Here is a 25,868-nt window from a genome sequence, read left to right on the forward strand (position 1 = left end):
CTCTTGCGAGTTTCTCTCATTGGCTGTCCTTGTTGTTTAGTTTTCAAAGACCATGGTTTTTTCTAAGGCCACTTGGGCCAGACTTTAATTTTAGCATTTTCAACTTGCGTTGTCAATGACTAATTTGCCTGATCTAGATTGACTAGCTCGAGGTTTCTACCCCTTACTTGTTCAATCATTGTGCGTCTTTGTGGCGCTCAGTTATAATACCATTTTCAATGTGTACTGTCAACATTTATTTTTTCAATCGTTCCTCTAATTATTTTAGTTCTTTTTGTCTAGAGAAGCGCACTCGATTTATTATCACTATCCTTAGTGAAGGTCAACATGTTTTGTCATAACATGCCCAGAGTTTAATGTTACACCACGTTCCTTGCCTTTTGAGGGTAAAACAAAAGCAAAATGAAGCTTATTAATGCTAAAATAAGCACACCCCCAAAAACATAATGCAGCGAAATTGCCAATCCCGATGTCATTATTTGTGAAACCGCTTGGGAGAGCGCACGTCTCTTATCTGGGTCAAGTAAGACATTGATAACATCTACATTCAACGTCTCCCCACCTGCTCCTTTTAAATAGCTTGTCAAGCTTATATTTAAAATCCCACCTAAAATTGCGGCACCCATTGCATTACCGAGAATATTCATAAACATATTGGAGGCTGTTGCTACTCCACGCATTTCCCACTCCACGCTGTTTTGTATCCCCACAATAAATACGGTTCTTGCTAGCCCCATTCCAAAACCAATCAGTAATGAACCCACTCCAGCCCAGAGCCACCCTCTTTCTGGACGAAGTGTTGCGAAAAATGCCGAACCGCTAAGAATCCAAATCCCACCGATGACCGCAATACGTTTGAATCCGTACTTAAACATGATCTTTCCGGTCAAAGTTGCCGCAATGACCCAACCCATTGACATAAAAGATAATGCGAACCCTGCAATGATAGGGGATTTCTCCATTACCCCTTGTATATAGGTTGGTAAAAACGAGGAAACACCGATAAGTACAACACCGGTCGTTAACGTCGCCAAATTAGCAACAACAATCAGAGAATCTTTCCATATTGCCAAGGGCATGATTGGCTCAGCTGCACGATTTTCCTGCAAGATAAATAGATAAGTTCCTATAAAAAATACCCCCAATAAAAAAAGCACGGGAGCTGATGACCAAGCCCAAACTGTTCCAGCCTGAATAAAAACAACCATCAACGCACTGATTGAGACAAAAATAAGTGTCGATCCGATGTAATCAATTTCATGCTCTTTTGTATGTACCTCTTCTCTTAGAAATATCCAAATTCCAGCCACAGCCAGTATTCCAATCGGAACATTCACCCAAAATATCCAGGCCCATCGCACATATTGCACAAAAAAGGCCCCTAGCGCTGGTCCAATGATAGAAGAAACCCCCCAGACGCTAGAGATATATCCTTGGACACGGGCACGTTCTTTCATCTCAAAAATATCCCCTACAATTGTGGTGGCAATAGGCTGGACCGCTCCTGCGCCAATACCCTGGATCAAGCGAAAGAGGACAAGCATATTCATACTATGAGCTAAGCCACAAAGCACAGAGCCAAAAAGAAAAACAACAACTCCAAACGCAAACACAGGTCTTCGACCATACAAATCTGCGAATTTACCATAGATGGGAATTGTCACAGCTTGAGCCAAAAGGAATGCAGAAAAAACCCAGCTAAAGAGGGAGAACCCCCCCAGATCAGCAACAATACTAGGTATTGCAGTCGCTACGATCGTTCCTTCTATGGCGGCCATAAACATCGCTAACATAATGCTAACCAAAACTATTTTACGATTTGTCTGGATACACATACCTCGACTATCTTTTTCCTGCTTACCCTTAACCAATTGAAACCTACTTTCTCCTCAACCAATGTGAAGCCTACTTTCTCTAAACGTCCAACAATTTCTGATTTAACTTTTGTAACTCCGCCTGTCAAGTGCACTTAACTTTCTCCTACAGATTTATGCTTTTCTAAAACGGCCCGAATCGTAAACCATTTCACTTCATCTGATAGAAGTTCTTTAATCGGACGTAATTTCTCGCGACCTACTTGGCGTACCACTTCTAAAATAAGTGCTTCTTGTTCAATGGGAATAAAGTCATCCCAGATGACTGCTTGTCCATCACGACTGCAACGTACGAGGTGTTCCTGCACTGTAAGCACGGTAACTGTCCTTGCTTTTGCAATGTCCTCTAAGGAATACCCCTCTTGGTAAAGCCGATATGTTTGGTGATGACTCGGCATTTTAGTGGTAGAATTTTGAGCTGCATCACATACCGGATCTGGTCGCGTACTGATTTCTGGAATAGGGTTGTTCTCTGTGGATTTGAAAATTTCATTCTTCTCAATAAAACTCCGGATTTCTTCTAGAAAATCATCTCCGTATTTTTCCAACTTTCGTTCTCCAACCCCACTGATGCGAATCATCGCCACATGATCTTTAGGAAAAAGCTGAGCCATTTCTCTCAAGGTGCTATCTGCAAAGATCATGTATGGAGGAAGATTTTCCCGAAGGGCAATTTTTCTGCGCAGTGCGCGCAAAGAGTCAAAGAGGTTAGCTTCAACTGCTTCTTCACGTGAAGGCCGCTGCGACACTTTTTGGGTGACTTTTGCTTCCCCTTTGATGACAGAAATTGCATTGGGTTGGAGCCTCACTACTGGGTACTCTCCACTTGATAATTGCAAATAGCCCTCTGCAACTAAAAAGTTGATGCGGTCTTTGATCTCTTGTAGCGGAACTTCGTGCATAATTCCATGCGTGGAAAGTTGATCAAAACGAAGCTCAATGATCTTTGCTTTGCGCGATCCTTTTAACACCTCAGCTACCATACCGATACCAAAACGTTCGCGCATCCGATAAATACATGAGAATATCTTTTGAGCTTCCAAGGTTATATCTACTAATTCACGCTCGTCATTACAATTACTACAGTTAGCACATTCTTCTTGAACATTTTCTTCTCCAAAATACTCCAGAATGGTCTTGCGCAAACACCGAGGCGTATGGCAATAATCAACCATCCCCTGAAGTTTTTTGAGCTCATTCATTTTTCGCTCTGGTTGAAAGATCGTCTGTTCAATAAAATATCTCTGCAACACCACATCTTGGGGCGAAAACAACAAAATGCACTCTCCTGGCTCTCCATCCCGCCCAGCACGCCCAGCTTCTTGGTAATAGGCTTCCATATTTTTCGGCATATTATAATGAATTACATAACGGACATTGGACTTATCGATTCCCATCCCAAATGCATTGGTAGCCACCATGACCGTTCTCTCATCAAAGAGAAAATCCTCCTGGCTTTTTTGGCGATCTTCATCAGTCATCCCTGCATGGTACTTCCCAACCTTTATGCCATTTTTAAGCAAAACTGCTTGCAAGTTGTCAACTTCTTTACGCGTTCCGGCATAAACAATTCCAGACTGATCGGCATGCGCTTGCACGTACTCCAAAACAAAAATCTTTTTATTTTCTCCTCGAAGCGTTGCGAACGTGAGGTTCGGACGATCAAAACCAGTAACAAAAGTATTAGGGCGGTTTAACTGCAACAACTGGACAATATCATTCCTGACTTCTTCAGTCGCCGTCGCAGTAAAAGCCCCGATCAGTGGCTTACTTGAAAATGATTTGAGAAATGGTCCAAGTTGAAGATAACTCGGCCGAAAGTCATGCCCCCACTGAGAAACACAATGTGCTTCATCAATAGCCAAGAAAGAGACATGCAGCGACCCTAAAAGACTACGGAAACTTTCCGATTCTAAACGTTCGGGTGCAATATATAAAAGCTTAAATTCCCCGCGCTCAGCCCGTTCAATTCGTGATCTTACTTCTTTTAAGGATAACGAACTATTAATGAAGGTGGCCGGAACCCCATATTGCAGTAGTGCGTCCACCTGGTCTTTCATCAGAGAAATCAGTGGTGAAATAACGAGAGTCGTTCCCTGAAACAAAAGCGCTGGAATTTGGTAGGCAAGCGATTTTCCAGCCCCTGTCGGCATAATAGCTAAGGTATCCGTACCCCGAAGTAAACTATCGATTACTTTTTGCTGTCCATCTCGGAATTGAGTATACCCGAAATACCTTCGCAGTACACGCAAGGCTTTTTCTATCATTATTACGAGCATCTCCTTAAAGTTACAATCTATCTAGCTTACTTCATTATAACAAAAAAAACCAGTTTAAGGACTTTTAGCTTAAACCAGGTTTTATCTTTCATTTTTATTAATATTATTTGATTTGACCAAGATTATCTTGCTCTATCTAACTTAACTATATAATTTACTGTATGCTCGTATTGTTTAGTTCACTCCAACCGTTTGTACCGATCAGCGGAACAAAACGTACCGATCCCAAATTCTCTTCGATCAATTGACGTGTCTCTGTTTTCTTAACCCGTAAAAGCTTCTGTTCTCCTTTATCCCCAACAGGAATAACCAAACGTCCACCGATAGCTAATTGATTAATTAAGGAATCCGGAATCACGGGTCCTCCTGCAGTAACCAATATGGCGTCAAACGGTGCTTTTTCAGCCCATCCGAGCGTTCCATCTCCAACCAGCACTTCAATATTTTTATAACCCTGATTTTGAAACCGGTCTTTCGCAAATTGGGCCAGGATGTCATGACGTTCAATTGTATAAACATGTGCGGCCATACGGGATAAAATAGCTGCAGAATAACCTGAGCCCGTTCCTATTTCTAGAACATTATCGCTCGCTTTTAACTCTAACACTTGAGCCATGAGAGCCACAATATACGGCTGACTAATCGTCTGCCCTGCTTCAATTTCCAAGGCAGTGTCATAATAAGCATACTCTTGTTTATCTTCCATAACATACTTGTGTCGTGGAACAATTTGCATACTATTAATGACCGCCTCATCCGTGATGTCCCGACCTATGAGTTGCGTTTGAACCATCCACTCACGTTCTGCCAGTCGCTCCTTCGAATCAAATCTACTATAATCCTTGGTCAAAATTTATCTCACCTCTTTTTAGTTTTATATATCTTCTCCGTTTTTGTGAGTTATATTTTCTCTTTTTCTTAATAAAATTTAATGAATTATCATATGTAGAAAGATTGTTCCTTGCCAAAGGAAGTTGATTTGACATCACTTCAAGCCACCCTAAAGGACTTAGACTTTGCCTATTAAAAATTTTCTCAGAGAGAAAATTATTTTCTAACTTCAAGTTTAAAATCTCAATCCTATACCAGTAAAAATAATCAAAGAGACTACCATAAAAGGTAGTCCCTATGTCTTACCTAGCGATGACCTACTTACACAAGTCCCCTCTCCACCATAACGTTTATTCGACCTTATAGTGGCAAACAATATATAGATCCTCGATGACATCCGCTTTCAAGCGATGGTGGGTGGCTCCATTTGAAGTGATCTCCATCTTCAACGTTTCGGCAATCAGTTTAATGTCTTCGTCCCCAACCTCCAACGACCAGTTGCCTAACTCCTGGTCGCTTAAGTCAATTATTCCATGAGGCAAGCCATCCATGTACGAAGGTGCGCTCTGGAGGTCGGCGCTTCCAGATGACAGAGGATCACCGAGAGACGCGAGGTGCAATTTAAGAGGGCCGCCGTTCTGATAGGCTTCCAGAGGCATGCCTCTCTTTACCTTATTGATTTCAAAATCATAAATTTCTTTAAACAGCAGAAACAGCTCTATCTTAGAGAGTTTGATATGCTTGCTCCTGAACAGAAATGGGAATCTCTCTTGATTAAGGTTAAGTTCCAATTTCTGCTTATTATCCGTATCTTGCGGATGAAGGAACTTGTACCATTCGCCGGGGAACTCATGCTTTGCACTGAAGAACCGTGTCAGAGGCGCATTATCATTATCCGAACCTTTAATCAAGTCACTTAGTGCATTCTTTGCTGCTGTCTTTAGAACATCGCCCCCTTCCCTGGCGGTGTACTTCAAATGCAGAATAACATCTGAGATGGTGTTGAAATCAAACGCATTACAATCCTTAGGCAGGTCAATCCGCCACCTGGATATAGCTCCGCCGCCCTCAAACGGCAGATAACGCTCGTCGCGGAAATTGAGTTCGAACATTCCGCTGTCATTCTGGGCATGGCTGGTGGCAATCGACTGCATGGCTGCAAAATTAGCTACAAACCGGTCGTCTACTCCATCGTCACTCTCAGGATAGGAAGCCGCAGGCGTGCTTGTGATGCGCGTCTTATTGTTAAGTAGAGTCAAGGTACAGTTGATGCTGGTGTAAGGGCCGGCGACACATGGAATGGTTAATGACACGCTCTTTATGCGCCGCATGTAGTGTCCCGGATAGTCAGCATTGAACAGGACTTCCGGCAGCAGTATTTCACACTGTCCGGTTTCCTTTACTGATATCAAGGCCAGTGGGTCATGTAACATGAGGGAAATATTTTTCGTGATCTCGTAATCGCGTTTATTCTGTTCGAGGTAAGCCTGCTCCAGCTGCTTTAGGGCAAGATAGAGCTGTTCACCTGACGTTAGACCTTTCCTGAAGTTATCCCAGTAGCCGAACTTGATAAAATTGGAGGTTGTCAGGCCGCGTTCAAAGCGGTAGGCTTTCTCCGCTTTCTTGGCCAGGTCATAAGCAATATTGTAACATTGGGAGTAGATGGTGGATACTTGTCCCTGCATCCAGCCGTACAGCTCCTCGTTGGTATATTTGTCGCGCAAAAAATCTTCGATCTCCTGAGCCTGGTCGATTTGCTTTTGATGGTTGTCCCATTCCTTCTTGGCGATGTCCTGCCGTATTGCGGCCGCAGTGCTTTGCTTGTCAATCTGCATAATCTCCTTCGCAGCCAAATTGTTCTGTAAGGCCCATTCGAGCTCCCTATTAGCATAGGTAGCCAGTTTCTGGGATTTAGCGGCATTGAAACTCTTTTCTGCAGATTGTCCCTGGTAGTATTTGGCGAATGCTGCGAGCGCCGGACCGACGTGTTTGCCACCAAAATCAACAGCCATACCGCTGCCAAGCGGCGCCGTGTATATATGAATCTGTGAAATGTAATAAGCCGAATTGGAAAGCGATTCAAAATTCGCAGCCTTTTTTTGCAGGTCGGCCGCCTCCTGCGATGAATCTAAATCAGCTTTCTCGCGAGTGCTGATCTTCACTCCATCTAATTCTACTAAGGCAGCATTAGCTGATGGGGTATATAGGGCGACCTCTGCATTCTTTTCAGGGATTTGCGGGCTTTCTACGCCAAGCAGTCTTTGATAATGGAGGTAGCGCGTTACGGTAACCTGCCTGGACGCCTCCAGAGCTTCTATGGATGCTGTGGCTTCGTTGTACTGCTGCTCCTTTACCTTGTCCACCAATTTGAGGAGATCGGTCTCATGCCTGACGCGAAGAACAGACAGCGTCTCGGCGTCCTTCTTCTCCAAGGCCGACAGCAACGCCGCTCCCAGCGACTTCAAATCGGCACAAAGCTCCTCTGCCTTCTGGACTAGATAGGTAAAGCGGTAGGGAAGCATTGAGGCATTGATGTCGCTCAGCACACTGCTTAAGTCTATCCCCTGCGCCGCCGCCTGGACCAGCAGCGCCGGATCAATCGGTGGCTCAAACAGTGGCAGCTCCCGTATAACTCCTTCAATGTTCATGCAGTGGCGAATTTTGAACAGGCGATCCGCGACAATATCCCAGTACCCGAGCATTTTTTTATTTTTGGGAATGCAGAAGTAAAGTAGCTTGGGCAGGGGCTGATGAGGTTCATGGGGCAGATGACGCACTGGCGCATGCTTGACGGGTAAGCGTAGGTGGTTTTCTATCTGCACCAAGGCGTTGGAGAAAACGTCCAGGGACGGCTCGAGCTGGTTGTATGTCTTGACTGGCGCCGTCACTTTAGGCTTAATCTCTTGCGGCCGAGGGCCCAGTATATGACCAGCCAGGATATAGAGCTGAGTGGCCTGATTGATCGATTCGATCGTGTCCTGGCGGAACAGTTGGTCTCCCCAGGCGATCAAGTTGTCAATATATTTCATGACAATGGTTTTCTGGTAAGCCGAGATGCGAAGCTGGGCAACCTTGTGGGGCTTGAAAGGATCGCTGCGCCAATGCGCCACCTGATGCTCCAGCACTGTTTTGATCATATTCCTGCCCGGATTGGTGCCGTCGGAATCGGCCAGGAGCTCCATCAACTGCTGGATCGACACTTTTTCAAAGAGGTTCAAGAAGAAGGGGTTTATTTTCCAGAACCGCTTCAGACCGGCATTCTGAGAATTAGAATAACCGAGATTCCCAAGAATTTTATTAAAATACTGCTCTACGCTTTCGACCAAGTTGGAATCAACAACTGGATCGGAACCGGCTGTAGGATCGAAGATATAATGGAACCACTTCTGGGCAGCTTCGAACTGCTGGTTCTTCATCAACCGGTCGGCAATCAACAGAGGAGCGTGGAAAAACAGTTCCCAATTATAGAGGGAATACGACCCGGTAAACCAGAAATCAACCATGTCAAGCGGATAGGGCTGATACACCACCTCGCTGTTGGGGGCATACATATTTTCAAACGTGATTACGCTGTTTTTGCCGTCAAGGTAGCGGCGTTCCGAAAACAGGAGCTGGCGGCGTAGGAGAAAAGTTGGCTCAGGAGGGTTGAGCAGCCCATCGATGCCGTAGCGGTTAAGCTGCTTGATAAATTCGCAAGCGTACGGGTGATAAAATGTATTGAACTGATACTTCAACCTGTAATGCGGGACTATCGACTCTGGGGGTATATACATTTTGATCGTAACGTTAGAGTCAGGCTTGACCGCCGAATTTGAATGGAAGTCCGGCAACTTGGGGCTTTCATTGCTTCGGAAACTAACGCCTGGCAAAAATTCCCTGGTTTCCTTCAAAAGCCGAGGGGCTACATAATAAGTTTTAGTATCGTCGTGATAGAAGAAGGGCAGGAATGCCTGGCGGGGCGGCATTAAACCTAGATGCTTTTTATTTAGAATGTTTATCCATTTATCAAGGTTAAACTCCGGTAAGCCATATTGATTAGAGAAAAGCAACCGGAAAAGCCCTGGAGTGGAACCCAGAGTATAACTGTAATTTCCTAGGAGAGAACTGTCATATTCCCGAAAAGCCAAGCTATCGTCGCTGTTGTCATTAGTCTCCGTAAACATCATATTTTCATAATTGCTTCTAGCGGGAGGTTTAAGAAGCAGTCTATAAAAGGACCTGATCAATTTGATATCATCTGGTTCCACAGTTACATTTTCGAATAATTGATCGATGAAATATTGTTTCGGATCATACGGAGTAATTTTCCCTTTGCAACCAGTAAAATTAAAAGCACCAATCCAGGTTTCGACAATAGGTTCTTTTACATAGCTCATTTTATCACCGCCGTATCAATTTCTGGCTCTGGTATCTCCTGGGGGTTTTCAAAACACAAAATGGTCAGTTGTTCGGGTAAAGCAACGGGCAAAAAGGTAAAGTTCTTTTTACCCTTTTCATCAAAAGGCTTGTCACAGGTGGTAGTCGCCGGCGGAGAATAAATATCAATTTCTGTTTTAAAATCCACTGGTTTGCACATATCAACTTCAATTTGCAGGTTTGTAATTATTATATTTAGTACATTTTCTTCAGACTCTAATTGTTTAGTGTCGATTTCTTTTACTAAAGCTTCCAGTTCAGTTTTAGCCGAATTACATTGATCCTTTAAAGACTTAAAAACTAACGAATCCAAAACGCTTTTTAGAGCGTCAAGATCAAATTCTATACTATGAAGCCTTTTAAATAGCTCTTTTTCGTTGTCTGTCAATAATCTCGTATATTGCCTCGCTGTTCTTATCACCTCGGGCGCTACTTTCTTGGCCGACCATTTGCCATTTTTAAATTCACTCATGGCCAGCTGGATTTCCCAGTATTTTTTTGGTTTTTTGGCATCTGCCAGAGTCGAGGGCAACGGATCACTGTCAGTATTCTCGGTTTTTACAGTAAAGATGGGCCAGTAAAGCCGCAGCCTGCGCTCATAGACGACTGGTATCAGATGATCACCATTGATGTCGAGGTCGACTTTCTCCCAGGGAGTCCAGTTACCGGGCCAGCAGAATGTGGCATCAACGAGCCTGCGGTAAAAGTAAGTGCGAACCTGGTCATTTTTGGTCCGGGCAAAAACGTGGAGATGATTAGTCTCAATCTGCCCTTCTCTCGTAAACTCTAGCTGATGGAACATGCCGCAGACTTCCAAACTGGATACTGAATCTAATTTCTCCATATAATTACGGAATGCTGTCTTAGCAGTATCGGTGGTGATTGCATTTTGCAACATTTCGCTTTCCAGTTCCTTGAAGAATGGCGACTTATCGTCTACATCCCGTAATTCCGGCTCGATCCAGTTCTCCGGATAGATGAAGACCTTGCGGTTAGCTTCCCAAACCCGGTAATTCTTCATCCACTTCCATTCTTTGGCGGCCTCCTCGCTTAAGACTGCGTTATTCTCCAGGCCGATTAGGCAGCGTTGAATGAACAGTTGTACGGAACTAATCGCCTGTTTTATGCGGGAAGTCATCATGCGGGCGCCCATTTCAACATCGATCAGGAAGTGTTCGTACAGCTCATCGGCATCTTTCAGGCTGATTTTGTCAACCAGCTCGGGATGTACCAGCAGATAGGATAACAGAGCAGCGCGCTGCTTTTCCCGCAGTGTGTCCTGAAGCGGCTTGGCAACCGCATACCACTGGTCGTCATCGTATTTGGCCTTAACGATCTGCTTGACATCCTTGGCCTGAGAGGCATCGGGCGCATTTCCTGCCCAGTCGAACAGTTGCGGCACCGCAGCTCCCAACCGCTTTACAAGCTCCATACACGCTTGGAACCTGACCAGCCATTTTTCGGTGCGCAGATCAGCGACCTGTAAACTGAAACCTTTGTTGATCAGGGCGTCAATAGCCTGGACATCCCATCCCGTGGCCTGTGCCAGCTTCTGTTCCACATCATTATGTAAGGCCGCCTGAAAAACGTCGATAAGGTCAATTTCTCCCTTAGGCAGGCTGTCTCGCAGGTTGAAAAGGTCGTATAACCGTAACCACTGTGTAAAGAGCGCTGCACTCATGTCATTCGTATATTTTTCGACAATCGGTTGCATCGGTAGCTTGATCCAGAAGGCAGCCTGCTTGGCCGGATCCGCCGGGTCGAGGAGGACAACAAAATCATCGGGGTGAAGCAGAACTATGTGTTCCAACTCTCTGGCCGTCATGCTGAAACCATTGATCAGCAAGGTGATCTTGTATAACCAATAATATGATGTCAGTGGCTGGTCGAATGCAAACGCTGAACTGGAATAGAGTTGGCTTTGAGGAATGATTTGTGTCGGAGTGGACTTACTGCTCCACCGAAGTTGGGCATTCGCCTGGCCCGGTCCACCCGACCCGGCCATTGAATATTCAACCTTGATGTCATAAAGGCATCCTGCCTTTAAATCTATCGGGTCGGTAACAGGGTTATTGCCTATCCAGAGATTCAGATTTGCCACCTTATTTATATAGAAAGTATAGCTCTCATCGAACTGAGGCAGCAGTTTACCCATCCAGCGCACACTGAAGGCTGTTGAATTGATGGCCGGATCGTTAGACCCCGGCCTCAAGTTTAAGTCGATTGTAGGATCGATCCGGGTGAGCGATGGGCTGCCCATGAAGTTCGCTTGGCCGAAATACTGAGCGGTAAGGCCATCTCCAAGCAGTGCCAAGAAATCGTCAATCGCAAATTTCTCCGGATCGTTACCGGACTTTAGGACCTTCTCCAGCAGCAGTTGGATGGTGGCGCTATCCATCTGTAGGTCATCGCTCAGGGTTTGTTCCACCAGGTTGCGGCTGAGTTTTTCGCGCAAGTAAGGCAGCAGGCGTGCCAAGATATAGTTAAATTTACCTTCCATTGTCAAAGATTGCCCGCCGGGCGTCAGAGGTTCGCCGTCCAACAGCTTGGCAACTGCGTCTGAAAGAGCGGGTTCTGCCAGGAAGGTGGAAAAGGCGCCTTTTAATAAATCGCGTGCCTGCTGGAAAATACCCATCACCGCTGCCTGATAGGCCTGATCTGCTGCCAAGTCGAGCAGCAGCGCCTTTTCAGCAGGCGTCATCGAGCCGCTGAAACTAAGGCGCTTAAGCTTTTTGTCATACATAATTTTGTGCTGTCCGGAAGCAGGGAAGGCCAGGGTGGGAGGCAACCGAAGGAGTATGGCTGTGTCTACATTTTGGCCTTCATGGTACAATTCTCCGACGGCTTTTTGATAACCGCCGTCTTCGGACAGACAGAGCAGTAAGTCTCTTTCGTCCAGGGACATTGCTCCGCTCAGGATGAGCAGATGATTTAGAGCATCGTAAGCAATCTTGCCGGGCAGCGAGATTGTTGGCAAGGGATTAAGCGGCTCTGAAAAGACGGCGTTGCCGTTAATTATCGTAACCACCTGGCCGGCAGCGTCAGCCTCCATTATGCTTGCCAGCTTACTGCGGGTGATCTCACCAGTCGGATCGCCGCTCAGGGTATTATCCGCGGCGATCTTGGCCAGTCCGTCTAGGAGGTTCTTAGTCAGTAGAGCCACAGAATCTTGCCGGGGGGCAATGCCGCCGGGTTGCCCTGTTACGTCTCCATAGATGTAATTCAACTGAGCAACAGAGAATCCCGATTGCTGCACATTTTGCACAATCCCCGCAAAGCGCCAGGTTCGAGCGGGATCTTTATCAATGAATTGTCCGTAAGGATGCTGGACAGACGGTAATTCCAGTTCGCTAAAGGGATTGACTCCTGACAATTTTTTCAGCGCAATCAGGTCTTTGACTTTTAAGTGCAATGCTTTTGCCAGAACCTTATAACGGTAAAGGATGGATAGATGCTCCAAGGTGAGCGCCGCCACATCGGTATCTGATAAGTTGGCATCATCCCGAATCAGGTCGAGATCGGCGACGCTGAGCCGTAAGGCCGCCAGGATCGTGGAGATGTGGTCTGAAATCTTTCCAGCAGGGCTATCCAGTTGAGAGCCATCACTATTCAGTGTGAAGTCAGCGTCAAGAGGATTGATGACCGTTTTGTTTTGAAAAAGCCTATGGTAGAGTGAATCCTGCTTGTGATAGAGTGAGTTTTCCCCGTGGGTATCGATTGTCGCCCACAGGCTGAGTACTTGCGCCAGCGGCAGGTTCAGTTCATTCATCAGGCGCTGCGTCAGAGACAGCTGAGACAAAAACTGCTCGGAAAAGTCCCCGTCTGCGAGGGCAGCCAATGCCTGGTCCAGTTCAGACATCTTCCAACCCAGTTTACGCCAGAGGCGAACGAAGCGGTGTATTCTGCCGAGTGTGGGCTCGAGAGCTCCCGCCGGCGTCACCGCGAGAGTCATCTGGTCAAGCTGGCAGGTAGTCTGAGGTTTAATATTAACGGCGGGATTTGCGGAATCTGGATTGATGAAGCGAGTATCGAGCAGGGCGTTCAATTCTTGATAACTTAGCCCCGACCTGTCAAGAAATTTTTGAATATTGGTCAAATCGGATTGCCACTTCGCCCCATCCTGATAGCCCCAATAGCTCCATGGTTCCGATGGGGCAGTGTTGGTGATGATCTGCGCTTCAACCGGCGTTAACTCCAGGTATTCGTAGGCAATCGCCGGATCGCTTGGGGAGGGTTTGCCTGTCTTCGCGAACGTCTCCATCAACTGGCAGCGTTTCACGCCAAGATTGTCCAGATAGGTTCGCACTGCCTCAAGCGGCCGGTCAAAGGGCAGGCTCCAGGGAAAGGCCGCCGATGCCAGCTTGATATACGCATTATCATTGACATATTCAGGATTTGCCCGTAGTTCCTCAGGGTTGCCACGCGTTTGCAGGGAAGGCGGGCTAATATTGGGAGTAATTGCATACTCCAATACCTCATTTACTAAGTCGATATATGGAACGGGAACATTGGTATTTTCGCAGGAGAGTTCAGTCTGACCTATATCGGGTCGACGCAAAAACAGGATATCTTTGGCATTATATTTCTTGTTCATGATCGTGATCTGTCGAGATTTATGCTTGAGAAACTCCAGCAGGTCAACCAGGTAGGCTGCCGGGCTGAAGACGGACCGGCATTCATCACAATCACAGAAGTCAAGTGCTCCGAATAACGTCGGCCAGTCAGGCAGCTCCTTTTCGCTTGGCTGTGGTAACGGGGGAGTCACGGCGGTGCCCACAGAGTTAAATGCCGCCCCATATTTGCTGATCAGGGCCTGCGACATGGCAGAGACCTGCTCAGCCTGATCATAGACTAGTTCTGCTTTCTCCGAGCTACCCAGCAACTCGACATACCGCTGCTTGAAATTGCTCTGTCCCATGCTGACTATACTTTGAGCAGAATCTAGGCCGTCAGTCAGCAGTACGCGCATCTCAACGTAACGGGGGGTGATCTTAAACACCCTTTGCATGCTCTTAAGCCTACTTTTCAGATCATCCGGTTCGGTGACGTCGGTCAGTAGTACTTCGTGATGCTCTGATAAGTAGCGATCGATATGGGTTGTCTCGAAATCAAACTCAGGACAGCCCGAAGTTCCGTCATTGTTGAAGATACTGTTGTTGAAAAATCTGTTAAGGTCCTTATTCTCTGGGACATCGTCATTTCCAACCCGATAGGCAACCACAGCTGTAGGAAATGCGTCCTCAACCGTATCGGCAATGGACCGGGCATAATTTCGGGACTTTTCGGCGTCGTCTTTCCCCAGGGTACCGTCCGGAAATCCGATTACATGTCCGTCAACCTGGCTTGTTATCATCTCTTCCCAGTCAATCCGGGCCAAACCTTGGGGTGACCGTAATTCGCCGGAACGCCGCATCTGCTGTAATTTCTGTACAAGGGGCAAATGATTGAGTGCCAGTGTGCCCAATTGCACGGTGAACTGCAGGTCATGCACCATCTTTAGGTTGAACTCCGGTTTGCCCTCCAGTCCCGGCCAAAAATCTTCAAGAGAGTCATGATGCTGAAGATAAGTATGTACCAGCGTCTCCCGCAACTCACGGGAAACCGGAGTCAAGGTGGTGTCTAGAAGTTTACTTAATAATGTCTGCTCACTTTCCCCTGTCTTCCCTAACGCTAGCTCCACTCGCAACTGTTGCATCCGCCTGCTAATTGTGTCGAGTTCGCTCCGAAGTCTGGCAGGAATGATATTATCTCGTATAGCAGTTTCCAAAGCGCGGCGCTGTTCCTGTGGGTTCTGCACTAAAAGAACAGCTAGAGATGTGGGCAGTTTCTGACGGGCCAAGCTATAAAAGACCTCTGCAGGCAGTCCGGTTGTCCCTGCCAGTTTTGCTGCTGCGACCAGATATTCGATATGCTGCTGCCCCAGGCCGGTTTCACCAGCCAAAACCCTGATATCTTCCTGGGTCAGGTTGACGGGCTGAATCCCCTGGAGCACCGGGGCCAGTTCCGCAAGAAGTTTTTCATATTCCGACCGTCCCCTGAATTCTTCGCCGCTGATCATTAAATCAATCGTTTCCTCCTTCTTGGCCCTGAAAACAACAGGCGATGCAGCGATAACCTTGCTGTTAAGCCTAGGGGTATACACACGGATAAACAAATTAACCCAGCTCTTTCCGGGTCGGGTAAACCAGCCAGAATCATATGTGATGCAGTATTGCCCTGATGCATCGGTGACTGTATCAACACCCAATTGTATTTCGCCATGTAAATTAGTTCTATTGGCCAAACCTTTGTCGAAGGCGCGTACAGTAACACCAGCCACGGGTGTTCCATCGGTCGCACGGATATGGCCTTTTACCACAAAGTGCCCTGGATTTCGGCCGCCTTCCGGTTTTCGCATCTCATTTTCCGTGCCAATCAGCCCGGCGGTGAGTTCATCCACGATGCCCGTTGCTGCCAGGTTGTGCTTGTTTTGAAGTTCTAAGACAGCAGCGTGGGTCCCGGAACCGAAATAATTTCTTTTCTGCTCATCGGCAGGGATGTGATAGCCCTGCCGTTGCAATACATCTTGGAGAAGTTTAACGTCATTTCCTTCCATCCTGATTGATAAATTTCGTCCCTGGAGTTTCATGCTTTCTCCTCCTTTTTTACGTCGCAAATACTCACTGCGAAGGATCTCGTCGATTCTCCATCTGTTCAAAATTCGAGCGACCATGTCCGGGTGTGGGCGGACGTGGTTTGAGTGGTTTCATACGAAATTTGTTATCGTCCCACATACTTTATAAATACTCCGCGCCTTATATCGATATAGACATGTGTTGTCGATGTTATAGGAACGAGACTGTAACCTAATTCCTGTAAAGTTCTAAGTTGTTGCTGCAGGGAGTAATTTGTCACCTGAGTCGCCGCCTGATTAAATTGGCTTTCAAACATAGGCCCGCCAAGATGAAATTTTAATTCATTCATAGACGGCACTGCCGGACGATCGGCTTTATAAGCTAGGTCTGAAGGAACTTCAGGAAAATCAAATCCTCTTGGGTTTGCTCCCGCTGCTTCGTGTCCCGCTTGCCCGGCCATCTGTGGCGAGCCACCTTGTCTGGCTACGTCAAGTGCCGCTTGGGCGCCTCTTTCCTCAGCTGCAGTCAGTGGGACTGGGGATTTTGAAAAAAACTTCTTTGGCAACATACCACCACCACCTCCTCCTACACCCATCAATAAAAACGCAGGCGCCGTAGCGGCCTGTAATACTGTCGGACGTAATCTGCTCCACGCAGCACTTAATGTACTACGCATAGCCGACACTCCTTTGCGAAGACCAGACTCAACAATACCACTCGCAAAAGTACAAAACAAATTGATACCAATATAAACGGCCTGACCGACTGGGTTCGCCATCCATTCTGGACCTTTGCCACCAGGAATACCCCCGGAAACACCTTTTTTGTCATTTACTGATACCCAAAACCTTGGATCAAATAGTTTACCAACCAAAGCAGTGGCGTAATCCATCTCCGTCGACTTATTTTTCGGTGCATCCGTAGAAGGCTGGGGCGCCGCTGATGTACTTGCCGGCGGCACTGTTGGTGTGCTTGCCGGTGATGCATCTGCATGCGGAGAAGGTTTATTTTTAGGTGCAGTTGGGTTCTTCTTTAGAGTGCTTTCTAACTTGGGTTCGCAATAATCCCAGTAACCAGATTCACTTGCTGTATCGTCCCATACATAAGTTCGGACACAAACTTCGTCCCCAAGATCAAACTTATCGACTACTTCTTCGCCTGTACATCCGTTTATATCAATGCGCCTTAAGGGATTTCCTTGTGTAAAGGCAAATAAATTCACTCCATCCACCATTCTCGCCGGGTCAGCACTCGTCCACCTTCCCAACCACGGCGCATAATACCGTGCCCCGTAGTAATATAACCCGGTTTCCTCGTCTCGTTCTTTACCCGTGTAACTGTAAAGTTTGGCTGCGGCCTTAATCTTTTTATCCATAGCCTGGTGGGAAGTTGTGCCGTAGGGGTGGTATTCCTCATAGCTGATGACACGGGCGCTGTCATCGGTTTCCAGACAGGCGGTGTCAAGATGATTGCCGAATTGATAGCGTACAAGCCGGACCGGCGAGCCGTCATCCACGTCATTTCTGATCTCCACCATAGCTATCCGGCGGGTATTGTCCATCACATGCAGCGTTTTCCGCTCCAAACCCGCATGAATTCCGGTATATTCCCGGTATATCTCTATTCCGCCAACATAGATACGCTCGTTTTTCTTTGTAGGGATATTGCCTGCACCTGCAGCATTTTCGGTCACTTTCCGGATGCGCTGACCAACAGCGTCATAGACGTAATAGGTTGTCTCCGGCGTTCCGCCATCCGTCCTGCGCTGCCGCACCACGGCCTGGAGTTCTTCCTGGAAGTTCCATTGCATCAACTGCAGATGCGGCATTGCTTCCATAAAGCCATGTTGCAGGTGGTGCGAGTAGTAATAAGTAATAGTTCCAACGGTGGTAGACTTCAAACGGTTGTTTACTGTTTCATATTCATAGTTCCTAGTCCAACTGCCGCCATTAGCGCTGTGCTTCATTTGCAAGACGTTGCCGACCGCATCATATTGATACTGCTGGGTGTAGTTCTGCCACGCCATGGAGTCGTTGACGTTATATTTTCTCAGGAAGGGTAGGTCGTTCCAGTTATCCTCATCACCGAAGTCTACCTGCGCGATATGCTCTCTGCCCGTAGCTTCGATCAGTCGGTACAAGGCATCATAAGTGAATTGATTAACCGGTTTGGTTTCAAAATTATTAAAGAAGACAGTTGGCCGGGCTTGGTCCTCAATCTGGGTGATATTGCCTATCGGGTCGAAGGTGTAGTAGAGGTCTTGCAGCAATTCACCATTGGCTTTCTTCGTGTCAAGATGCGTTAACCTGAAGGTCTCCCGGTCATACTGGTAAGTGGTTTTTATGCCATTGCCGTAGGTTATATTATTTCGCTGGCCTTTGGCATCATAGTTAATGTCCGTGACAAAGTCTGTTCCCGTTCCTCCCTGTTCAACATGCACCTTCTCCAGCAGGTTCGCTTCATTGAATGCGGGTTCTATAATGCTTCCATCCGGCATTTTGAACCTAATTACCCTATTTAGGGCATCGTACTCCGTCTCTGTGACAAAAATCTCGTCTTCCAGCTCTGAATTAGGATCGGCTACGACCCATTGCACGACCTGTTTATAATCTTTCGCCAGGCGTCTATGGCTCCGTATCAGATTCCCCTTAAAATCATATTCTTCAAACTGGATCTTGCCGCCGGTATCATAATGCGCGAATGGCTGACCCCGCAGGTTCAACTCTTGATCGGTTTTGCCATTGAGTGATCTACCCTCACCATAAATGATTTTCACGTATACATTATCCAGCAGTACAGGCCCGTCCCCGCCTTTTATCCGCATTTCCAATGGGCGGTGCGATACGTCATATTTATAACTAAATTCGTGATTGCGGCCATCCCAGCTTCTCAATGGTTTTCCCGTTGCATCAGCCAGCATCCGGCAAGTGCCCGCATCCATACTAACCTGCTTGATGTTGTTACCCAGCATGTCGTATTCATAGCGCATAACTGCACGCTTTTTGTCATCGATAACTGCCTGCAGATTGCCCTCGATATCCAGTTCGACACGGGTTTCATACTTTCCGGCTGATCCGTTGTCAGCGATGGTCAAAAAGGCGCGCCCCAATGTATCCAGGTCCGCGACCGCCAGTGTGTTGGCATGGGCAGCAGCCTTCTGAGCCGCCGATTGCTCGGCTGCACCCTGTTGACCGTTCTGGCGGCTCTCATGCCAAGTGGGCAGGTACTCGGCATCCGGCAGGCGGCGGAAGAAATTACCTACGTCCGGGTCATTCTGCGGATCGGCCTGCAGGACAGTGTCATTTACATCCCAGGTCTCCTGCCGCCACGGATCAAAGACTACTTTCGCATAAGTGTGGTTGGAATGCAGAGTGGCCACTACCCGCCCAAGCGGGTCATAGAACAGCGTGGAACTCACACCGTGCTGCTTGGCAAACTCAAAATCATGGGTGAAAGTGAAAAACGGCTCGTACTGTTTCACCGGCTTGCCCTTATTATTGAATATCGTCCAGCCACTGCCCACCCAACGTTCGTTGACAACAGTCCCGCATTCCTCCACCGATCCTGCTTCCGCCGGAATCTTTTTCTGGATTTCCCGCCCGAAGCCGTCTGAGTAGCTAAAGCCAACCTGGATCTTTAGCCCGTTCGGGGACAGTTGGTCGCTTGCATGGGTTTCACGCGCCAACGCGGCGGCAAAAACCGGTTTGCCTGTAGTCTGCAGGCGCGCATAGCGTGTCACGTCATAGACAATCCGTGTGGTAGCGCTGCCTAGCAGAGTCGCGGCGATAGGTCCTTTGGGGTTGGCAAAGAAGCTGTCAATCTCGCTCTGCTCTAAGTCTGCCTTGAAACCCGCCAGTGAGTCTCCCTTATTTTCCCCGATCTTACCCATTACCGCCGTGCCTACGACTAGTCCCTGTAAATCAAATGCAACCTCCGTGCGATTGCCGTTCGGGTCAGTTATGAGCCACGGTTGCAGTAATCGGTAATCAATGGCAATAATATCGTGACCGTCGGTGTCTTGGGTCTCAACAGTAACGATATTGCCTACAGAATCAACTATTTTCTTAAGCATTAAATCATACTCGTCGTATTCAATCCGCGTGATTGCGCCAAACTGATCCTGCATGGCTTGCGGCAAATAGAAATGCTCTTTTGCGTATTGCGCGTTCTGTACGATTGGGGCCGCCACCGAATCGGGAATTGGCGAATAGTACTGCTGCCCCGAGGGAATCCACCAGTAACCGTTGGCGTCACTGCTCGGAAACCAGGCAAGAGTTTTATATTCGTCGCTCATTATGTAGCCGCCCTCATCCTGCATTACCTTCATCAGGTCAGACAACAAGTCTTCGTGTTCACGCCGGTAGGTTGTTAGTACACCTGGTGTAAACGCTAATTTATAGGTTCCGAAAACCAGTGCCAAAGCATCAGACTGACCAAGTGCCAATGGCTTTGATAGGTCGTTTTTGTAATACAGGATACGGACGTGTTCAACCAACCGTAGTTTAGAATCTTTCGGTACGTTCGTATCCTTTCTCCAATCCCATTTTTCATATGGCCAAGTTTTAGTCACATCCGGCTCATCGTGTCCAAGCGGGAGCAAGCCTTCCGTTAGTGTCTGCATTTCCTGGAAGGTAAACAACTTGACCAAAACAGATGTCATAATCGGCTGTGGTGGCTTAACAATCTCATAAGTACGTGTTTCTACAGGCAGTCCGGCGCGGTACCAATCCTGCTCATTAGTATAATTGGCAAAGCGACCTACTGTGAACATGATATGAGTTTCCGCCTGCTCAAGTTGGCGATCGGCGATCGCCCGCCGCGGATAGCCGATCGCAACTGTGCGTTCCACGCTGCCGTATTCGTCTACCTTCAGGATGATCTGATGACTTACGCGGGGATCAGCCCTCACCGAGGAATTGGGATTATTTTTGTCAAGTTTCACTGTTTCACGTTCATAGTGGTAGTCAACCGTCTCGCGTGAATGTACAAAAAACACAGCATGCAGATTGGAGGCCCGAGGCTCCAGGCACTCCACTGTGTAATTGCGTTCAGAAACACTAAATGGGTGTTTACTCTTTGCCGTATTGTCCTGTGCATAGACTTCCTGACGCAGAACCGAACCTTTAAGAGCGCGGCACGCTTCGCGCTCTTCCTTAACAGAAAGACCAGCGGGCAGCACCGTATCGTCCAGCAGCATTACCTGAAGTTGATCCGATGTCAGGTTGGGCTCCTGGTAATACTCGGTTGCAAAATGTCGCGTAATTTTTGTTCCGTCGAAATAAGCGCCTGTATGAAACCAAGTTTTTGTATATACGGGTGGCACGTGCGACGCTGCATCAAAATTAGTAACAGGTAACACCACGCCATCCTCGCATAACACCGCAAACTCTTCCGTATCCCACTGTTCAACCAAACCAAACCCGCGAAACTCGCGCTCAGGGCCATCATAGTAGCCGTGATGGTAGGCGTAGCGAGTGACAAAGCGGTTTTGACTGATCCTGTCATAGGTCTCAACCTGTTCAACAACCTGCACCGAAAACGGTAGTTTGGTAACCCATGGCTTGCCTGCTTGTTTATCGTTCAGATAGTAATAGGTCGAACTCTTGTATTTAATGCGAGTTTCCTTTCCCAAATTATTTTTATAGCCAGACATGACAAACGGCTTTTTGCCACCCATGAGATCAATGTAACGCATCGGAGCGTCCGTATATTGGGGTAGTGGTGAAGACCAGACAATACAAGGTGTCCCGTGACCCAAGAGATCAATCACTGAAAGCTGATTAGGAAATTCAGTGGGACAAAAGGGCTCTATCGCTTGCGGTTCACTCCAAGCATTGCCGCTCAGATTAATCCAGGCTTTAAATTTATTTTGTCCCAAATAGAGAATATCGGTGGCACCTGTGCCGCTAATATCCGCCAAATGCAAATAAACCGGATTAAAAGCATCCGGTGTGTCGAAAAGTGGCGCATGACTCATATTTACTTTGGCTCCAAAATTGCCGTAGCCCATGTTGGGCCAATAGCAAATCTCGCCATTGCGAATTCGAACGATATCTGTCAGCCCGTCGCCGTTCATATCAGCTAGAAAAATAGACTGAGTACTGTCGGCAAAAATAATGTATGGACCCTGCTCTTCATCGAAAGGCTTACGGGAATATTCCGGTCCGCCGAAACCTTGTGTACCCTGCGACGGATACCACGTGAAGACCTCATCTTCAGAAATAATCAGATCTGCTCTGCCGTCACCGTTTAAATCAATGAATCTGACGTTTGGATCCCGGAAATTGATATTTGGCATTTGTCTAAAATAACGGAAAGGTTCCCAGTTTCCATCATCTGTTTGCCCATAATAACCCTTTAAAGCGGTATTGGTACTTACGATATATTTTTTTCCGTTTGCATCTAGATCCTGAATTTGCAAAGAACCATTTGTGATTCCGTTTAATGAGGGCTTTGGCGCGACAAGCATGGCAGTAGAAAAACTGCCATTCCCTAGATTGCTTTTATAATGCCATGCTTCCGCCTGTTCGGTAAGAATTCCGGAAATGCCTTCATTATAAAAGTCCACCCACTGGTATTGATTGCTGATCTCAACTGGAGCGTTGGACATATCTTTACAATCAATATTTTTTATCTCTTTGTTCCAGTCCAACTCATTATACTGAAACTCCATAGCAGGAAGTCCTTTTCCTTTATAACTCCCAGATTTAGTCTTGCGGTACCATAACTGCTGGATGGATGTAATGAAATCCGTTTCCACACCATGTGAGGCTAGTGAATCAGCGGTGCCGTTGCAAAAACGCTTGTAATTTAGATTGAGTGAGCGTACCAGGCATGGCTTAATATCTAAGCCGTTACTGAGCTCCTTAAAGTAATGAAAGAACAAGATTCGGCGGCATAGCCGATAAGTGCGGATTTCAAATCCAGCGCGATTATCGGAGAAGGAATCCTTTCGACAGCCCCACTTTTTTTGCCATACAGGTAATGGCTCCGATTGATCATGATCATCATAGTCAAAAACTACCTCAAAAAAGTACTCATGATTTTCCGGATTAAAGGGATCATAAGGATTTGTTGGCAATGGGTAATATGGGGTTTTATTACCGTATTTCACTTTTTTTAAGTATTTATTAGTAACAGAGACTAATTTATTATGACGGTTTTTTTCATGCACCACTATAGGCACATTCTCTAAGTCCTCAGCAACATACTCATATTCAATGCAATTCCCCTTGTCATCATAGCTTAACTCCGGCAACCATTTGAAAATTTTCGTATCATCGTTAGGATCACAAATTCTCGTCTTAGAAGATTTTCCAAAAAAAGTTACAACGTTATCTTTGGTGGTTACTTTCCAGTAAAAACCCTTTTCTTCCTGAATTATGATCTTTTCTATTTTTGCAAAAATTCCTTCTACCCTTGGGCGATAACCCTTTACCCTTATTCCCTCTGAAGCTTTGTATTTATTGACGTTCAGAACCGGAACCAAGTCCTCCGCCCCCGAAAACATGAATACATCACTTTCGTTTTCATCTCTATATTGTGGCAATTGTTTATCGGTTTTTCTTTGAATAGTCGGAATTTCAAGGTTCCAACCTAAACCAAATACACTGTTTCCTGCTCCCGAATTGTAACTGAGAGCAAGTAACGGCGCAAAGTTACTCCTGCTTTGAGAAAGCGGAAGTGGGATAGACAAAGAACTGGTACCGTTGACAGCATTTACGGCAAATTTTTCATCAATACCCTTTATTGCACCACCGCCTTTGGGAAGGGATATTGTAGGTATTTGCCCTTCACTAGCAAATGAGCCGGAAGGTGCATGTCCCTTGCTTTTGCCATCAACAGCTGCTTGGCTATTAATCTTTTCATTGCCTTTTTCACGACTATCAATCACAAAAATCACTCCCATAAAGAAATTTATTGCCTACACTACTATTTAGTAAATTTCTTCTAAAGCCGCACATTAGCTATATCTCCATATATGGATCGCATCCAAGTACTCCATATCATCACAACTACACGAATAATAGAACGATATGACCACTCATTACCATATATGGGCATTAATTCTACGTATTATTTAGTTTCCCTTTAAGAATTTGTAGTTTAAATATATTTAATTACAATCGATCAATTTCCCTCGTGTGGATCGAACGGATGGAACCCCAGCGCCTTGACCAACAACGAAAAATCTGCAAAAGACTACCCCTTAAGAGATAGTCTTTTGTGTTTAGCTGGCGATACGAAAGTCTGACGAGACTTTCGCCACATTGCGACTCGTAACGCAAACTCCAGCAATGTGACGATAAGCGGACGAGCTTATCGTCACACTGCGTCCCGAAACAAATTCTCCTGCAGTGGGGATCCCGAACGGGTAGAACCCCAGCCCCAGTCGCTTCTATTCATAGCTTATAAGGAACACAAAGGGAGTGTTGCAAAACTACTTTTTTGAAGTAATAAGCAATGCTCCCTCATTCTTTCTCCTGTGTAAAATTATTTCGTGGTTGGTTGAAATCTTCAATATTTATTTTAAATCTAAAATTGGGTACAACAAATTCAGCCTTCTAAATTAGGCTGTTTTTTGTCCCCTTTTTAAGCCGTTTTTAGTGGGTGAAGGGGTTTCCCAATTCGTTCGTTTTGTATTTTTGCATGAAGTTTATTCACGTTATACCCAAAACACAGCAGCATAAATTCAGTTTTCACGCTGTTTTTACCCCGTGTTAAAAAGCGGTTGAAGTTATAATCATTTTTTAGTACCCCAAAGGCTCCTTCGACTTGTATGGACCGGTTTACTCTTAGCAATATTCCTTCCGGTGTTGTGATGTTTCTATACGATATCAGGCGTTTGGCCACAAACATTTTGGATACTTGCATTCGTCGATTGTCTTTAGCTTTTGTACATCGACTTTTACTGGGACAATCACTACAATCTTCACATTCATAGATTGTTATTTCAGATTGGTACCCAGTTGCTGATTTCCGATGGGTAATTCCCACGGGTTTGAGTTGTTTTCCGTTATGACAGGTGTATTCATCCATTTCTGCATTGTAAACCATGTTTTCTCGTTTGCTGATATCCTTTTTGAAGCTTTTCTTTTTCCATTGTTCATACGTCTGAGGCTTTATGTAATAGGTCTCCTTCTTCCCTTCGAGATAAAGATAATTCTCCTCACTCTCATAACCAGAGTCTGCAGTGACATTTTCATAACGCTCTTGTAGTTTTGATTCCAGCGTATTTAAGAAAGGGATTAATGTGGCTATGTCGTTACGATCCTGGAAAATCCCAACCCCTGTTACATATTCACTTTCCACGCCAATCTGAACATTATAAGCCGGCTTTAACTGAGCATTGCGCATATGATCATCTTTCATATGCATGAAGGTGGCATCAGGATCGGTCTTGGAATAGCTATTTCTTCCCTCAAAGAATTGGTTATGTTTATTGTAATTTTCTTGCCGCGTATAGAATTCAGGTTTTCTTCCGATGGAAGAGTAGGCCTGATACAATGATTCGTAATTTAATCCCTCCAAAATGTGGCTTAGCAGTCGAACTGAATCATCCTCCGGTATTAACACGTCAAAATTAAATGGCAAAACTAATTGATAGTGTCCACTTAATTCGGTATAATTTTTAGAGTGTAATTTTGTTATTGGCATAACTAAATTATACGATAGCTACTGGTTCTTTGGGACCAGTAGTTCTATTTTTTGTAGGAAAAGGGCCGTTGCTTGTTTACCTGGCGATGACCTACTTTGCCAGGGGCTTGCGCCCCAAGTATCATCGGCCCTGAAGGTCTTAACTTCCGTGTTCGGTATACGAAAAGCGGACGAGCTTTTCGCCACACTGCGTCCCG

General features: G+C 46.2%; 7 protein-coding genes. All 7 read right to left on the minus strand.

The annotated features are described in order from the left end of the window. Window positions 1–359 precede the first annotated feature (359 nt). The 7 genes from DSBG_RS18170 to DSBG_RS18205 all read right to left on the minus strand — a co-directional run bounded on the left by DSBG_RS18170 (window position 360) and on the right by DSBG_RS18205 (window position 25,671). Complete coding sequence (locus DSBG_RS18170) at window positions 360–1,871, minus strand: MDR family MFS transporter (protein ID WP_242877738.1); 1,512 nt, start codon at window positions 1,869–1,871, stop codon at window positions 360–362. Between the two features lie 98 nt (window positions 1,872–1,969). Then, window positions 1,970–4,141: a DNA helicase RecQ gene (recQ, locus tag DSBG_RS18175; RefSeq protein ID WP_068965894.1), complete on the minus strand. Its 2,172-nt coding sequence runs from the start codon at window positions 4,139–4,141 to the stop codon at window positions 1,970–1,972. 166 nt (window positions 4,142–4,307) lie between these two features. Continuing rightward, window positions 4,308–5,003: a protein-L-isoaspartate(D-aspartate) O-methyltransferase gene (locus tag DSBG_RS18180; protein ID WP_068965896.1), complete on the minus strand. Its 696-nt coding sequence runs from the start codon at window positions 5,001–5,003 to the stop codon at window positions 4,308–4,310. 331 nt (window positions 5,004–5,334) lie between these two features. Continuing rightward, the gene (locus DSBG_RS18190; RefSeq protein WP_068965900.1) at window positions 5,335–9,360 is read right to left on the minus strand and encodes a Tc toxin subunit A-related protein; all 4,026 of its coding nucleotides are present in this window, start codon (window positions 9,358–9,360) and stop codon (window positions 5,335–5,337) included. Then, window positions 9,357–16,028, minus strand: a complete 6,672-nt coding sequence (locus DSBG_RS18195) for a neuraminidase-like domain-containing protein (RefSeq protein WP_068965903.1) — start codon at window positions 16,026–16,028, stop codon at window positions 9,357–9,359. The genes DSBG_RS18190 and DSBG_RS18195 overlap by 4 nt, the downstream gene beginning before the upstream one ends. Before the next feature lie 131 nt (window positions 16,029–16,159). Further along, window positions 16,160–23,908: a SpvB/TcaC N-terminal domain-containing protein gene (locus DSBG_RS18200; protein ID WP_068965905.1), complete on the minus strand. Its 7,749-nt coding sequence runs from the start codon at window positions 23,906–23,908 to the stop codon at window positions 16,160–16,162. A gap of 698 nt (window positions 23,909–24,606) precedes the next feature. Continuing rightward, a complete protein-coding gene (locus DSBG_RS18205) occupies window positions 24,607–25,671 on the minus strand; it encodes a transposase (protein WP_068965907.1) in 1,065 nt (354 codons plus the stop codon). Window positions 25,672–25,868 lie beyond the last annotated feature (197 nt).

Source organism: Desulfosporosinus cupriresistens (genome assembly GCF_001707885.1).
GTDB lineage: Bacteria > Bacillota > Desulfitobacteriia > Desulfitobacteriales > Desulfitobacteriaceae > Desulfosporosinus.

Bases quoted from the DNA above. Each gene is read 5' to 3' on its own strand.
- DSBG_RS18205 (WP_068965907.1), bottom strand. From the start codon at position 25,671: ATGCCAATAACAAAATTACACTCTAAAAATTATACCGAATTAAGTGGA.
- DSBG_RS18195 (WP_068965903.1), bottom strand. From the start codon at position 16,028: ATGAAACTCCAGGGACGAAATTTATCAATCAGGATGGAAGGAAATGAC.
- DSBG_RS18190 (WP_068965900.1), bottom strand. From the start codon at position 9,360: ATGAGCTATGTAAAAGAACCTATTGTCGAAACCTGGATTGGTGCTTTT.
- recQ (WP_068965894.1), bottom strand. From the start codon at position 4,141: ATGATAGAAAAAGCCTTGCGTGTACTGCGAAGGTATTTCGGGTATACT.